Below are 13,595 nucleotides of genomic sequence, written 5' to 3' on the forward strand. Positions count from 1 at the left end.
TTTTAAAATGTAAATATCGGTGATGATTAATTTGGGTTGGGAGCATAAATGCCATTAACCATCAACCATATACTATCATCCCACTTCCATCTTTTTCCCTACAGGTTGAGGGACTTTAACGTAATACCCCGTTCCATCATAAGGGCGTTTGCGAGGATTGCTTGTGCAAACTACAGAACAACAACCTTGCAGTTCATCACCACATTCATCGCACTGGGTAATGTGCTCATTACATTCTGGATTGGAGCAGTTAATCATTTTTGGAGTGGTTTTTCCGCAGTTGTAACATACAGAAACAATGGTTGGGTTTACTGCATTTACATCGACAGCAATACGGTTATCGAAAACATAACATTTACCCTCGAAATCCTTTCCACCAGCTTCTTTACCATATTTTATAATGCCGCCATGCAATTGGTAAACATCGTTAAAACCATGATGCAAAAGTAGGGCAGAGGCTTTTTCGCACTTGATTCCACCAGTACAATAGGTTAAAATCTTTTTGTCTTTATATTGCGCAAGCTGATTTATTTGCTCCGGAAAATCGCGAAAATTCTCAATATCCAAAGTAAGGGCATTCTTAAATTTGCCTAGATTATGCTCATAATTAGATCTAACATCTAAAATAATAACATCATCATCGTCTTTCATTTTCATGAAATCTACGGGCTCCAAATGTTTACCAGTTTTCTCGTTCGGGTTAATAATTGAGGTATCTCTCAAACCCGAATGAACAATTTCAGATTTGTATCTGCAGTGCATTTTGATAAAGGAAAGTTCCTCAACATCATCAATCTTAAACTCTGTCTTGGCAAATCTTTCATCAGCATGGATCGCTTTCATATAAGCTTCGCAGCTTTCTGGAGAACCCGAAACTGTTCCATTTAAACCCTCATTGGCAACGATTATTCGTCCAACTAAGTCTAGTGATTTACAAAATTTAAGGTGATCGGCAGCAAATTGCTCTGCATCTGCTATGTAACTATAGCAATAGTAAAGTAGTGTTTGATATTTTTTCATAACGCTGTTGATACCGTTGCAAACGGCGTTTAAAGCGTGGCAAAGATAAGGGATTTATGTAAGATGTAAAAATGGAAAATGGATAATGTGTCGCCCGCCATCATCCATCTTACATCAACGTTTTCCATTCTAAAACCCGTAGCTAATTCTAAATCCTTGGGTTAATTTTTTGGCGCCATCATAAGCAAAGCCATAACTAGCTCTTAAAACCAAACGCTGGAGACCAAGGTAAAACTCTTTGTAATTTCTTTTTTCTGGTGATGATAAGTAACCTCCACCTATAAATTCCTCGAGCTTTGCTTTGCGCAACAAAGGAAGTTTATTCAAGAAGAAACCTGCGAAATTGTGCTCTAAGTGTGCTTCAAAATATTGTTGATTAGTGCTAAACTGATAGAAATCCAAATACTGAAACTTCCTTAAGTTAGGTGGGAAGATCGTAGAAATATTACCCGCAAAATGCTTGAAATCGGGATAAAACATTTTTTCGTTATTGATGAACTTTCCTGCGCCCACCAAAAATGAGGTGTAACCCCATAAGCCTAGACCAATTCTATCTTGGTAAACTTCGGCCTTTATAAAGTCGTAATCTACGTCGCTATTTAAAACATTTTTGAAACCTTTTTTATAGAGAACAGTAATTCTCGGAAACTGCGATTCGGTGTAAAACTTGCCATCGGGACGGGTGATGTATTTTTGTCCGATGGTATAAGTTAGACTTGCTGTAGCGCTAAATGAATTATAGGTAGGAAACAATGGCGTTTCGCTATTTGGCGTAAATGGATTATTCGAAGTGAATTCTCGATCCTTAGCATCAAAAAAGCTAAAAGAAGAATTATTGGTTAAAGTTTTATTGTGCGTGTAATCTGCGCTCAAACTTCCTTGCAACCCCGTTGCCAACTCTCTAGTCGTATTTAAGTTGATGAAACTTTTGTAGTAGAACTTCGGAAAATTCTTTTCATAAATCAACGAGTTTATCGTATTTCCTAAAGCAGTCATCGAACCGAGATTGTTTAAGTCGAAAATTCCATTTCCAAAAGATGCGCCAATACTCGCACGTTTTAGTGGATTGTAATAATAGCTTCCAGTTAAACTTCCTGTTAATTTTTGATTGGCAAAACCATACCTAAATTCAGGGCGGATGGAATACATTCTTCTATTTTCGAATTCTTTTCTGTAAGTAACCCCATATTTAATTCCGAAACCCTCCACAGTATTATAAAACAGAGATTTTAATACTGGATCAAAGCTTAAATATTGTTTATCATATCGATCATTCTTACTGTAGCCTCTTAACAAAAGCTTAACGATGCCAAACTTATTATTGTCGTTTTCAATAGAATCGAGGTACTTTTTCGATTCCTTTAATTTCGCCACACTATCTTTTTTTACGTAGTTTATTTTTTCATCGAGCGTTAGCGGAATCGGGCGATTATTGGTCCAAAAGGTAGAATCCTTTTTATTTACCATTTCTGTAATCTTCAAAATTTCGCCGTTAAAAAAGTTTTTAGGAAATTTTGGATCGAGGTTGTAATTGCTGTAAATCCCTACAAAATAACCAGCTATTTTAAAGCCTAAAACATTACCAGCAAACTGGAAATTAATAGTTGTAGGCATGTAAATATTTTCAACCTTGGTAAACTGCTGATTAATATTTAAGGTATCTATAAAATTAATCCCAGAATTTTTTGTCAGATAAACATCGGTATTGTAAATTCTCCAACTATCATCAATAATGTAAATAATCCCCCTAAAAACTGGGTCGTTTTCACGGCGTGGAATAACCTGAATTTTATGGATTACCTCTCCATTTTCTTTACTTTCTCCTAAAAGTTTGTACTTGTAATAAAATAGGGCATTATCTGCAATCGGAGAAACGAAACCCCTAGCACTTAATTTGTTTTCTAGCAGGTAATTATCGTAGAAATTAATGATTAAATCAGAAGCCTTATTGAAACTGAAAGCATTGTTTCTTCCGGCAACTTTTGATGAAATCATTTCCTCATGAACATCATTTGGTCGTCTAAAATTGAACTTGCTTTGCGATTCTGAAAGGTAAATTATGCCTTTTCTATTGGTATCTAGCTCTAAGACTTTCTGAATATCCTGACCAAAAAATTTCTTCGGCGCACCTTTTAATCTCTGAACACCTTTGATGTAAACATCACAGCTAAACTCATTAACTTCATTTAGGTGTGCTTTTCTTTGTTTAATAGTTTTACGGATAATTTCAAAAGCTGGATCTTCTGCATTCGCTCTAATATTCACATTATCAAGCGTATAACTTTCAGAGCTTAATTTAACATCGAGAGAAATATCTGCCGATAAATTAACAATGTGTTCTTGCTGTTTATATCCAATCGCCCTAAAGCTCAATGTATGTTCGCCTTTTTTAAGCTTAATTGCATATTTACCATCAACATTGGCCGATGTGCCGGTTGTGGTATTTTTAAGATAAACCGAAGCGAAAGGAACTGGCTGCCCGCTAGAATCTTTAATTGTGCCCGAAACAATATGTTGTGCAAGCGCAAAATTAGCTAAACCGCAAAAAAGGAGGAGGGCGCAAATTCTTATCATAAGTAGTGATTAGTAAGCTATAAATATCGAATAAGTTTTAACACTATACATATAGGTACATGTTAAAGTTTGTTAAGGGATAAAAAAAATATTTATCTATCGGTATTTTTGGATTTGATCAAACGCTTTTGATCAGGATTTCCAACATCAAACGTTTGATTATCGCCCCTAATCTGGATTATGGTTTTTATGACTGTAAGCAGTTTTTTTATAACTTTGGATCAAAATCAACCATAATAAAATACCATGTATAAAACATTACAACCAGTTCTGCAAAAAGAACTTGAGGAAATCGAAAACGCTGGATTATTTAAACGTGAACGCATTATTATTACACCACAAGGCGCCGATATTAAGGTAAAAGGTGGCGCAGAAGTAATTAATTTTTGTGCTAATAATTATCTAGGACTTTCTTCTCATCCAAAAGTAATTGAAGCAGCTAAAAAAGCGATTGATGATCATGGTTATGGAATGTCATCAGTGCGTTTTATATGTGGTACGCAAGAGGTACACAAAGAATTAGAGGCAAAAATTTCTCAGTTTTTAGGTACAGAAGATACCATTTTATATGCTGCAGCTTTTGATGCAAATGGAGGCGTTTTCGAACCTTTATTTAACGCTGAGGATGCGATCATCTCTGATGAATTGAACCATGCATCAATCATCGATGGAGTTAGGTTGTGTAAAGCACAACGTTTCCGATATAAAAATGCGGATATGGAAGATTTAGAAAAGCAATTAATTGCTGCTGCAGGCTGCAGACATAGAATCATCGTTACCGACGGCGCTTTTTCTATGGATGGTTCTGTTGCACCCTTAGATAAAATCGCTGATTTGGCAGATAAATACGAGGCCTTAATCATGATAGATGAATCGCACTGTACTGGTTTTATTGGTAAAAATGGTCGTGGTACACATGAGCATTTTAATGTAATGGATCGCATCGATATCATCACCGGCACTTTAGGTAAAGCCTTGGGTGGTGCCTCGGGTGGATTTACTTCTGGTAAAAAAGAAATTATAGACATGCTTCGCCAGCGTTCTCGCCCATATTTATTCTCTAATACTTTGGCTCCAGCCATTGCCGGGGCATCTATTGCAGTTTTAGATATGCTTAGCGAAACTACTGCTTTGAGGGATAAGTTAGAAAGCAATACCAAATATTTCCGCGAAAAAATGACTGAGGCTGGATTTGACATCAAATCTGGTTTTCACCCAATTGTACCGGTAATGCTTTACGATGCTAAAATTGCACAAACCTTTGCTGCAAAAATGCTCGAAGAAGGAATTTATGTGGTTGGATTTTTCTATCCAGTTGTGCCACAAGGTAAAGCAAGAATCCGTGTGCAATTATCAGCAGGACACGAGCAACATCATTTAGATAAAGCCATTGCTGCTTTTACCAAAGTTGGAAAAGAGTTGGGGGTGATTTAAAATTGCAAGAACAATATTTAAACCTTTGGAGGTCTCATTTGCTATTCAAATGAGACCTTTTTAATTAGCAACAATGCCAACATATCTTTTAATAATTGTTTCTTTTTTATTGCCTTTCGCAATATTTATTTTCCCGCCATTGTGGAGAAACAAAAGAGCAGAAGGCGCATTTATGTTGATGATTTTTGCTTCATTCTTTTGGGGAGTAGCAATTTTTTCTACTGTAATTTATACGATGGCTAGATTTGTTTTCAAATATCACGGTTTAAATTTCTATAAATCTTATCTAATTTCCATTGTTTTAGGTTTGCTACTCCTCTTATTGTGGGTAATGATTAAAAAGTATTTCAAAATTAGATAAAAATATTTTCTGTCGCTAAGTTCATTTTCTTGTAATAAATACCTTTAAACATAACTTTTGAACCGATGAACAGTAAATGTTTTAGATAATTTGCCGTATATTTGAACCCATGTTACAGGACAAAATAACACAATACACTGAGAAAATTAATGCTTTCGTAACAGAGAAAGCTGATGAATTAGAACAGTTTCGCATCAAGTATTTAGGAAGTAAAGGCATTATAAAAGAAATTTTCGAGGATTTTAAATCAGTTTCGATTGAAGAGAAAAAATCTTTGGGAAAAGTTCTAAATGAATTTAAACAACTTGCTGAATCAAAATATCAAACCTTAAAGGAATCTACTGAAAGCTTAGAATCCAAAACGGAAGATACAGCTTTGGATATGACTTTGCCTGGTGAGGGTTTTGAGATTGGTTCTCGCCATCCATTAGCTTTGGTGCGCAGAGAGATTGTAGAAATTTTCTCAAAACTGGGTTTCAATGTTGCCGAAGGTCCTGAAATTGAAGATGATTGGCATAATTTCTCAGCATTAAACTTTCCAGAGGAACATCCTGCAAGAGACATGCAAGATACTTTCTTCATTAGAAAAGGTGGAGAAAAGGGTGATATCGCTTTGCGTACGCATACTTCTTCGGTGCAAGTTCGTATGATGGAGCAAGGTCAACCGCCGTTTAGGGCAATTATGCCTGGTCGTGTTTACCGCAACGAAGCCATTTCTGCCAGGGCACATTGCTTTTTTCATCAAATAGAAGGTTTATATGTTGATGAAAATGTTTCGTTTGCAGATTTGAAGCAAACCTTATTTTACTTTGTTCAAGAGTTGTATGGCGAAGGTACAGAGGTACGTTTCCGCCCATCATATTTTCCATTCACAGAGCCATCTGCCGAAATGGATATTTCTTGTACCATTTGTAAAGGTGCTGGTTGTAACATGTGTAAATATAGTGGTTGGGTAGAAATTTTAGGTTGCGGCATGGTAGATCCAAATGTTTTGGAAAACTGTGGTATCGATTCGAAAAAATATAGTGGTTTTGCATTCGGAATGGGTATTGAACGTATTGCGAACCTAAAATATGTAATTAAAGATTTACGTTTGTTTTCTGAGAACGACGTTCGGTTCTTAAAGCAATATAAATCAGCCTTGATTTAAAAAAATGAAATATTTCTACAGCATATTAATTGTATTGGTACTTTCTACAGGATGCGGAAAGGAGCAAAGTTATATTCCGGATGTTGCAGTAAATTATAATGTTACTTTAACTGAGTTTAGTTTAAAAGCAGTTAACAATGTTTTAGTTGTGCCCAATTATGGTGTTGCTGGATTAATAATCGTTAAAACGCCTTTAAGTGGATTTGTCGCATTTGATCGTTGTAGTTCTGTAAATCCAGAAAATGCCTGTAAAGTTACTATCGATGACAGCGGTTTAACGGCTACTGATCCATGTACGGGAGCAAAATTTTCGATGCTCGATGGTAGTCCACAAAAAGCACCTGCAGAAAGAAACCTAAAAACTTATAATGTTTCTTTGCAAGGCAATACCTTATTAAATGTTAGAAATTAATGGAAGCTGAAAAAATAAAAGAAACAGTTAAAAAAGCTGCCAAAGAACTTTTTCGAAAGTACGGATATCATAAAACTAGCGTTAACGAAATTGCCAAAAAAGCTCGGATTGCCAAAGCAACAATCTATAAATATTTCGAAAGTAAAGAGCAGGTTCTAGATAGTATTTTGATGGATTATCTTGACCAAAATTTGCATGAAATTCTGCATAATACATTGAGTTATGCTTCTGAGGAAGAGCATCTTAAAGCTTTGGTGATGCGGACTAGCCGATTATCATTTACAGCCTGTAATGAATTTATTGGATGGGATTTTGTACGTGAAAATGCCAACTCACAAGAATTTTTAAAGCATTTATCCGATCAGTTGGAGGCCCTATTGTTGGCCGCTTATTTACAGCTCGATAATTTTAAAAATAATCCCGCTAGGAGAGAAGGCTTAGCCTTTCTATTAAAAGCGAGTAAAAGCATTGTATTTTCTTTTGCCTTTACCTCTGTTAGCGATTCTGATGTGCGTAAAAATTTCGTGAGCTTTCAAAAGGAAATTCTTCCGTTTTTAGTGAAAGCAGCCCTTTAATTAGGTTTATTCTCTTTGCTTTCCAATGATAAAATGATAGGATCGAATAAGAACAAACCAGATATGTAGTTATTGTTCGTAATAGTCTTTCGTTTTAAACTTTTCAACGGTTTTCTTCATCTTGCCATCTACCAATTTTTGCGTAATAACGGTTACATTTTCGCCAATGCTAGAATCTTCAATAACTGATAAAAATTCCGTTAAAAAGCTTTTTGTATCTATTTTATAACTAATGGCTTGTTGATAGCAGCAGCCGCTTTTTAAATGGACTGTTAGTGTTTTCAGCTTTCGATCAACATCAAACATACCAAGGTTTTCACTCGCTAACTTGGTTAATTCCTTGTTTAAAATGAATTTATTATTTGCCGAAGCTAGATATACATCGTAAGAAGGACTTGCGTAAGCGCTATTACTTCCATTTCTAATTGCCATATCTTCCAAACCATCGAAATTAAAATCTCCAAAAATTAAAGGACTTTGATATTTGCCCAGATCGAGCCAGCCAAGTTGTGCATTCTGCTTTTCAGTTAAGCCAAAATCCAAATCAGCCGAATGAAATGTCTCAAGCTCTTTTTCTGATATTTTATCATAAAGAATAATTGTTGCCTTTCCTCCACAAGCGCCATTTTCGCAATTAGCAACAAAAATTTTAGCGTTGTATTGAGTCGAGCTATTGTTAGATAGAAATTTAAATTGGGCTTTTGCCGAAAACGTAAATGAAATAAAAACGCAGAAAACAAACAGATTTTTCATTAAATATTTTTTGCTAAAATTACTTCAATATCTGTTGATCAAAAGTTAAAAAACGTTAACGATCACGTTTTCTGGTTTTTATATAGTTGTTTATGGCTTCTCTGGTAGTTAACCAATTTCTGCCTTCTTTGTAGGCATCAATTTTACCCTGCCGAGCCAATAGGCTAATATATTCTTGCCCATACTTAAATTCGGGTTCGGAAACAATATGAGATATTGGCTCATATTCGCCATACGTGTTGCCAGGCATAGCATTAAGGTAAATGTTTAATGAGCGTTCCAAAGCTTGCAGCATAAGCAAATATAGCTTGTGATAGTTGCCGTTATTCGCTTGGTTTAGGGCCTCGTAGTATTTTTTCCGATCGTTTTTTAAAATAATCGCAGGCGGAAAGCCGTTTCTCATCAAAAGTAAATTCATGGCAAGACGAACTGTTCGGCCATTACCATCAAAAAATGGATGGATCCAAACTAATTTATGATGAAAAATAGTAGCCAACAAAACATCATTTAAGCCATCTGTATTTTCGTTTACAAAAGAAATAAGTTCATCCAATAAATCAGAAACCTTATTCGCATTAGGAGGGGTAAAGTTTGCACCAATAATACGAACACCCCCATTTCTTATTCTGCCAGCATAATCATCCTCGATACTACGTAGAACTAATCCATGCAACGATAGGACATCGATACTTCGTAGCACATAATTTTTATTTACTAGCGTGTATAAATAATCAATTGCTTTTTCGTGGTTATGCGCTTCAAAATGTTCTACTAATGTTTTGCCCTTTATCGTAATGCCTTCTTGTAAAACCATTTGGGTTTCTCTTAAGCTTAAGGTATTGCCCTCAATACTATTGGAGTTGTATGTCCACTCAATGCTTAAGTCTGTTCTTATTCTTTGTAGGGCACTATTGGGCAGTGGACGTGATTCATCCAAGCTTTTTTTCTTTTCAAATAGCCTATCCGCATGAGGCTTTAGTTCTTCTAAATCTGTTAAATCAATATTCCACACGCACAAATATATAAATATCGGTTAAGTTATAAAAATTATTTAGCCGATATTAAAATTATTTTACTTTGTTAATCTTAATTGTAATCAGCGATGGTTTTCACCTTATTTGAACTTGGGCATAAATTCATTAGTTTAGGGTACAATTAAAAACTTAGTATGCAGGTAAACCATTGTTCAAATTGCAATGCCTTAAATAGAGAAGAAGATAGATATTGTAGCAAATGCGGACAAGAAGCTCATGTTCATCGCTTTACCTTGGCGCATATATTTCATGAATTTTTTCATGCCTTTACCCATGCCGATAAAGGTATATTCTTCTTGCTTAAGGAATTATTGATTAGACCAGGCGTAGTAGCCATGGAATATGTGAACGGAAAAAGGAAAAAATATTTCAGTCCGTTTACTTTTTTCTTAATTCTTGCAGGATTATTTGTGTTGTCAAATACTTTTTTTCGGCCAACAGATGCTCATCAAAAGGTGGAGATTCCTGCAAACATACAATCTATCCAAGATCCTGTAAAAAAGGCCGAGTCGGTACAAATGTTTGGTCGAGCTATGAAAGCAAAATATTTTACAGCCAAATACGGAAATGTTATCGCCATGATTGCTGTTCCATTCTTTGCGCTGTTTTTTTGGTTAATTTATTTTAAAAAGCAATACAATTATGCAGAACATTTTGTGGCGAATATTCTCTTTGTTAGTTTTTCAAATCTAGCTTTTACGCTGTTGGTTTTTCCATTAGAAGCATTGGCTAAAAACACGCCTTGGATAGCAATAATACCATTAATTGGTTTAATTACCCAAGTTGTATATTACACTTATGCATACAAAGGATTTATGCAAATAAAAGGATTTTTCGGTGGAGCAAAAGTATTTCTACAATCGTTAATTGGAATTGTGATCTGGGTAATGCTTTCCATGACATTTATGGCGATTTACATTTACCAAAATATACATTTTCTTGATTTTTTTAAACGAATGTAGGTTTTATTCCCACTTAAAAACTTTTACAGCAACGGCGTAAATGCCAATTCCCCAAAGTAAAAGGATCATAATCTGGAATTTTACATCCCATAATCCCATACCCTCAAAAGCAACCTTTCGCATGGCATCATTTAAATAAGTGAGGGGCAGGGCTCTACTAATCGGCTGTAACCAAGTTGGAAAGGCCTCAATAGAAAAGAAAGTTCCAGAAAGCAAAAATTGAGGCAAGGTTACGATATTCGAAATCGGTGGAACCATACTTTCGCTTTTGGCAACGCCAGAAATAATAAAGCCAAAGCCCATGAATACAATAACGCCCAATGTAGCCAATATGAGCATATTTGCCACCGTAAATACACCGTGGACGAGCGTAAAGCCAAAAAAGAAATGGCCGATAAGAATAATAAATAATGCGCCAATTAATGCAAAACCTATTCTCGCTATGCCCTCGCCAATTACAATGCTAGATCGTTTTACGGGCGTAGCGAAAAAGCGTTTGATTACCAATGTTTGTCGTAAGCTTAAAAAAACGAATGCTGTTCCAAAAACACCTGTACTTAATAAGGAGAAGCCTAATTGTCCGGGTAAAATGAAATCGATGGTTTTATATTCGCGTACTGTAATGGTGTTTTCCTTGATTTCGGCAATAGATGGCTTTAAGGTCTTATCATAGAAAAGATTGTTTAAAACCGATTTTAAAATTCCGCCTTTGTCTCTTGATGCTGAAGTGTAAATTACATTAACCGAATAAGCAGCAGAATTAACTTTTCTGTGGACATCAATCATCGCATCTACATTTCCTTTTTCAAGAAGCTTATCAAACTCTGCCTTAGTCTTGTTTTTAACCAAACGAATCATCCCAGTTTTATCTAGCATGCCAATTACCGGATTGTTCATGTCTGATCCTGGTGTGATTCCAACATCGATACGCGTTCCACCTCCACCTAAAAAACCAAAAATCAAAATAAAAATAAGTGGGAAAGCCAGCGTAAACACCACTGCTGATGGGCTTCTCATAATGGAGCGAAAGCTTGCTTTTGCTAATGCTATTGTTGCTGTTATGTTGCTATATTTTTGCATGTACTATTTTCTAATAGTTGTACTGTTTTATTTGGATAAACCCGATTGAAGCGGCAGCTCCCGATTTTTCATCGGGACTACAGCGGAAAGCGGGAGTAACTTTAATTTGAAATGCTTAAACTGCTTTTCGAATAAAACTCATTTACTACTCCCTCCACTCTTTACCTGTCAGGTTGATAAAAACATCTTCCAAATTAGCTTTTTTTACTTCTTTTTTGCGCTCGAATCCGCTGTTTACCAATTTATCAATTAGGTTATCTGGTGTATCTAAAGCGATAATTTGTCCTCTTTCTACAAAAGCAACACGATCGCAAAGTTGTTCAGCCTCATCCATGTAATGCGTTGTAATTACCACGGTTGTTCCTGCATTTCGAATCTCTGTGATCAAATCCCAAAGATTTCTTCTTGCCTGTGGATCTAAACCTGTTGTCGGTTCATCAAGGAAAATAATTTTAGGTTGATTTATTAAAGTAGTGGCGATGGAAAAACGCTGTTTTTGTCCGCCAGAAAGTGCTTTGTATTTCGCTTTGGCTTTATCTTGAAGATTAACTTTCTCCAGCATTTCCATCGGTTTAATGTTGGCACCATACAAACCTGCAAAAAGCTCGAGTAATTCTATAAGATTTAAATTGGGATAATAACCAGCTGCCTGTAGCTGAACGCCAATGATCTGTTTAATTTCTTGTGGGTTTTTATCAACAGAAAAACCATCTACAATAATTTCGCCTGATGTTTTATCTCTTAAGGTCTCAATAATCTCAAGTGTTGTGGTTTTACCAGCTCCATTTGGGCCAAGTAAACCGAAAATCTCATTTTCATAAACCTCAAAGCTTAAGCCTTGAACAGCTACGAAGTCATCATACTTTTTGACAAGATCTTTAACAGTGATAATGGCTTTTTTTGTTTCCATATTGCGAATGTAAGCAGCTTTAGATGAATAGAAAATGAATTATGAATACTATCTGCTAAAATGTCGGTAAAATGATGGTTTTGGTAGGTGGAAATTTGATTATAAAAGAAATCTGCGAATCTTCGGCTTCAATTGAGCCGCAGATTCGCAGATTTTAATATTTCGCTTTAGTCTTTAAGCTTTTATCTTTCAGTTTGAAGCTACCAAACCAACTCACCTTTCATAACGTTCACGAAATCATCGAACAAATAACGAGAATCATGTGGACCTGGAGAAGACTCTGGGTGATATTGAACTGAGAAAGCTTTTTTACCTTTAACACGAATACCTTCGATTGATTTATCGTTCAAGTTTACGTGGGTAATTTCAACCTTATCCGAATTTCTAACTTCATCTGGAATTACGCCAAAACCGTGGTTTTGAGAAGTAACTTCACAATGGTTTTTGATAATGTTTTTAACTGGGTGGTTTAAGCCACGGTGACCGTTGAACATTTTCATCGTGCCAATATCATTCGCTTCAGCTAATAATTGGTGACCTAAGCAAATACCGAACAATGGTTTATCTTCGGCTAAGATTTCTTTAATAGTTTCTACTGCGTATGGCATTACCGATGGATCGCCAGGGCCATTTGAAATAAAATAACCATCAGGATTAAATTTCTCCATTTCCGCAAATTTTGTTTTCGCTGGAAAAACCTGAACATAAATATCGCGGTTTTCGAAGCTACGAAGAATGTTTTTCTTTATACCCAAATCTAATGCTGCGACTTTCAAGCTTGCTTCTGGATTACCATAAAAATAGGGTTCCGTAGTACTTACTTTCGATGAAAGCTCTAAACCTTCCATTGATGGTACTTCAGCTAATTTTTGTTTCAATTCATCTAAATCCGTAATCTCAGAAGAAATAATAGCGTTCATTGCGCCCTTATCTCTTATATGACGAACTAAGGCACGTGTATCAATATCCGAAATGGCAACCAAATTATCATTTTGGAAGTAATCCTGAATAGATTCTGTTGCTTGCTTACGGCTGTAAACAATGTTATAGTTTTTGCAAACCAGGCCAGCAATTTTTATCGAATCTGATTCGATTTCATCTTTTTGGATACCATAGTTCCCGATGTGGGAATTTGTGGTTACCATTATTTGTCCAAAATAACTTGGATCGGTAAAAATTTCCTGGTAACCTGTCATCCCGGTATTAAAACAAATTTCGCCAGTAGTGGTTCCAATTTTTCCGGCAGCTTTGCCGTAAAAAACTGTGCCATCGGCCAGTAATAAAATCGCAGGTAACTTGGTGTAGTTAGTCATGGTAATTACAATATGGA

At 35.7% G+C, this 13,595-nt stretch carries 12 protein-coding genes; 5 read left to right on the forward strand and 7 right to left on the reverse strand.

All coding sequences use genetic code 11. The features are described from left to right. Nucleotides 1-75: 75 nt before the first annotated feature. Nucleotides 76-1,020: an oxygen-dependent tRNA uridine(34) hydroxylase TrhO gene (trhO, locus tag EZ449_RS14750; RefSeq protein WP_131560158.1), complete on the reverse strand. Its 945-nt coding sequence runs from the start codon at nt 1,018-1,020 to the stop codon at nt 76-78. 129 nt (nt 1,021-1,149) lie between these two features. After that, nucleotides 1,150-3,594, reverse strand: a complete 2,445-nt coding sequence (locus tag EZ449_RS14755) for a DUF5686 and carboxypeptidase regulatory-like domain-containing protein (protein ID WP_131560160.1) — start codon at nt 3,592-3,594, stop codon at nt 1,150-1,152. Between the two features lie 246 nt (nt 3,595-3,840). Between EZ449_RS14755 and kbl the strand changes: the two genes are divergently transcribed. The 4 genes from kbl (at nt 3,841) to EZ449_RS14775 (ending at nt 7,526) form a co-directional block, all read left to right on the forward strand. Further along, nucleotides 3,841-5,028, forward strand: a complete 1,188-nt coding sequence (gene kbl / locus EZ449_RS14760) for a glycine C-acetyltransferase (protein WP_131560162.1) — start codon at nt 3,841-3,843, stop codon at nt 5,026-5,028. 470 nt (nt 5,029-5,498) lie between these two features. Next, on the forward strand, nt 5,499-6,539 hold the full coding sequence (pheS, locus tag EZ449_RS14765; RefSeq protein ID WP_131560164.1) for a phenylalanine--tRNA ligase subunit alpha: 1,041 nt from the start codon (nt 5,499-5,501) through the stop codon (nt 6,537-6,539). Nucleotides 6,540-6,543: 4 nt separating this feature from the next. Further along, nucleotides 6,544-6,951, forward strand: coding sequence for a Rieske (2Fe-2S) protein (locus EZ449_RS14770; protein ID WP_131560166.1), 408 nt, complete (start codon nt 6,544-6,546; stop codon nt 6,949-6,951). Continuing rightward, the gene (locus EZ449_RS14775) at nt 6,951-7,526 is read left to right on the forward strand and encodes a TetR/AcrR family transcriptional regulator (RefSeq protein WP_131560168.1); all 576 of its coding nucleotides are present in this window, start codon (nt 6,951-6,953) and stop codon (nt 7,524-7,526) included. Before EZ449_RS14770 ends, EZ449_RS14775 begins: the two co-directional genes overlap by 1 nt. 69 nt (nt 7,527-7,595) lie before the next feature. Here EZ449_RS14775 and EZ449_RS14780 read toward each other — a convergent pair whose 3' ends face one another. Both EZ449_RS14780 and EZ449_RS14785 read right to left on the reverse strand, forming a co-directional pair. After that, entirely contained in the window at nt 7,596-8,279 is a 684-nt protein-coding gene (locus EZ449_RS14780) for an XAC2610-related protein (RefSeq protein ID WP_131560170.1), read from the reverse strand. A gap of 55 nt (nt 8,280-8,334) precedes the next feature. Further along, nucleotides 8,335-9,291 carry a Fic family protein gene (locus EZ449_RS14785; protein ID WP_131560172.1) on the reverse strand — a complete coding sequence of 319 codons (957 nt, stop codon included), beginning with the start codon at nt 9,289-9,291 and terminating at the stop codon, nt 8,335-8,337. A 156-nt stretch (nt 9,292-9,447) separates the two neighbouring features. Here EZ449_RS14785 and EZ449_RS14790 point away from each other — a divergent pair, with 156 nt between their 5' ends. Further along, complete coding sequence (locus EZ449_RS14790) at nt 9,448-10,275, forward strand: DUF3667 domain-containing protein (protein WP_131560174.1); 828 nt, start codon at nt 9,448-9,450, stop codon at nt 10,273-10,275. 3 nt (nt 10,276-10,278) lie between these two features. On the opposite strand, the gene EZ449_RS14795 is transcribed toward EZ449_RS14790, so the two are convergent. From EZ449_RS14795 to carA, 3 genes are all read right to left on the reverse strand, one after another. Beyond that, the gene (locus EZ449_RS14795; RefSeq protein WP_131560176.1) at nt 10,279-11,355 is read right to left on the reverse strand and encodes an ABC transporter permease; all 1,077 of its coding nucleotides are present in this window, start codon (nt 11,353-11,355) and stop codon (nt 10,279-10,281) included. A 145-nt stretch (nt 11,356-11,500) separates the two neighbouring features. Continuing rightward, entirely contained in the window at nt 11,501-12,265 is a 765-nt protein-coding gene (locus EZ449_RS14800; RefSeq protein WP_131560178.1) for an ABC transporter ATP-binding protein, read from the reverse strand. Between the two features lie 200 nt (nt 12,266-12,465). Beyond that, nucleotides 12,466-13,578, reverse strand: a complete 1,113-nt coding sequence (gene carA / locus EZ449_RS14805) for a glutamine-hydrolyzing carbamoyl-phosphate synthase small subunit (protein ID WP_131560180.1) — start codon at nt 13,576-13,578, stop codon at nt 12,466-12,468. Between the last annotated feature and the right edge of the window lie 17 nt (nt 13,579-13,595).

This window comes from Pedobacter frigidisoli, assembly GCF_004331675.1.
GTDB lineage: Bacteria > Bacteroidota > Bacteroidia > Sphingobacteriales > Sphingobacteriaceae > Pedobacter > Pedobacter frigidisoli.

Coding starts and splice junctions, on each gene's coding strand:
- carA (WP_131560180.1), bottom strand. CDS start 13,578: ATGACTAACTACACCAAGTTACCTGCGATTTTATTACTGGCCGATGGC.
- EZ449_RS14755 (WP_131560160.1), bottom strand. CDS start 3,594: ATGATAAGAATTTGCGCCCTCCTCCTTTTTTGCGGTTTAGCTAATTTT.
- EZ449_RS14790 (WP_131560174.1), top strand. CDS start 9,448: ATGCAGGTAAACCATTGTTCAAATTGCAATGCCTTAAATAGAGAAGAA.
- EZ449_RS14800 (WP_131560178.1), bottom strand. CDS start 12,265: ATGGAAACAAAAAAAGCCATTATCACTGTTAAAGATCTTGTCAAAAAG.
- EZ449_RS14795 (WP_131560176.1), bottom strand. CDS start 11,355: ATGCAAAAATATAGCAACATAACAGCAACAATAGCATTAGCAAAAGCA.
- EZ449_RS14770 (WP_131560166.1), top strand. CDS start 6,544: ATGAAATATTTCTACAGCATATTAATTGTATTGGTACTTTCTACAGGA.
- EZ449_RS14775 (WP_131560168.1), top strand. CDS start 6,951: ATGGAAGCTGAAAAAATAAAAGAAACAGTTAAAAAAGCTGCCAAAGAA.
- trhO (WP_131560158.1), bottom strand. CDS start 1,020: ATGAAAAAATATCAAACACTACTTTACTATTGCTATAGTTACATAGCA.
- kbl (WP_131560162.1), top strand. CDS start 3,841: ATGTATAAAACATTACAACCAGTTCTGCAAAAAGAACTTGAGGAAATC.
- pheS (WP_131560164.1), top strand. CDS start 5,499: ATGTTACAGGACAAAATAACACAATACACTGAGAAAATTAATGCTTTC.
- EZ449_RS14780 (WP_131560170.1), bottom strand. CDS start 8,279: ATGAAAAATCTGTTTGTTTTCTGCGTTTTTATTTCATTTACGTTTTCG.